This window comes from Streptomyces sp. ADMS, from assembly GCF_033441795.1.
In the GTDB taxonomy this organism is placed as follows: Bacteria; Actinomycetota; Actinomycetes; order Streptomycetales; family Streptomycetaceae; genus Streptomyces.
In genome coordinates, this window is the sequence record NZ_JAVFVX010000334.1 from 1 (window position 1) to 1,017 (window position 1,017).

Sequence of the window (1,017 nt, forward strand, 5' to 3'; positions counted from 1 at the left end):
CCTAGCGATCACGCCGCACGGTCGGCGAACCGCCCACACCCTGCTGAATAGCTACGGTCGATCGTTTGCGTCTGCCATACCGCTTCAGCACTCGGGAACTGTGCGAAGCGATAGCGGAGCTTCGCGGGAAGCCCATCATCCTTAAGCCCCTGAGCACGCTCGGCACGATCGACGCACCGTGCGGAATACGCCTGGAGACGCCAGAGTCCGACCTCCTCTTCTACGAGGAGGGGACCTCAATTCATCACCAGCGGCACATCCTCACGCACGAGCTGTGCCACGTGTACTGCGACCATCCCGGAAGCCTTGAGGTCGACGCCTCCACGGCGCGTGCCCTCGGGGTAAATCCCACACTGGTGATGCGCATGTCGGGACGTACGAGCTATTCCACGGCAGACGAACGCGAAGCGGAGATGATGGCGACCATAATTCGCCAGCGCATCTACCGAGAACGCGAATCCCCTCCCCGTCAGCCCGAAAAGGGATCAGATAGCTGGGACGCACTCTTCGCGCAGCCCATCAAGAAAGGCCGGTTCCGTTCACGATGAATGCCCTTTTCCTTGGGATGGCCGGCCTCCTAGCAGCGGCTGCCGGCTACTGGGTCTTCGGCCGGGGCACCCCTCGTCCTGCCGGAACGTGGGCCATGGGTGCCCTCCTCGCCTCCTTCGCTCTGGCCTTCGCCTCCTACGCGCCGCTGTTCGAGAATGCGGTCGAGGAGGTCGTGCCGCATGTGGGCCGGCTGCTGAGCAACTCCGCCTCTCTGGCGGCTGCCACCTCTGTCCTGGCCGTCTCCTTCCAGGTCAACCTGGAACCTGCGGAAGCGCGGCGGCGAATCCGCTTGCGCATCGTCCTTCTCGCTGCCTCCGTCTTCGGCATGACGGTGCTGCTCACGTTTGAGCAGATGACGCACCGCTCGTCGCAGGTGTACGCGCTCTACCTGCTCCTTTTCATCTCCTACCTGAGCTTCGCCATCGTCGACTTCCTGCGGCAGGCCCTGCGGCAGTCGAAGTCGACCCG

General features: G+C 63.7%; 1 protein-coding gene and 1 pseudogene. Both read left to right on the forward strand.

Going from position 1 to position 1,017, the window contains the following annotated elements; all coding sequences use genetic code 11:
* The first annotated feature begins 65 nt into the window (after nt 1-65).
* Entirely contained in the window at nt 66-548 is a 483-nt protein-coding gene (locus tag RB628_RS40840; RefSeq protein WP_318325699.1) for a regulator component, read from the forward strand.
* Between the two features lie 95 nt (nt 549-643).
* Nucleotides 644-1,017: pseudogene (locus tag RB628_RS40845) on the forward strand (hypothetical protein); the annotation flags it as partial.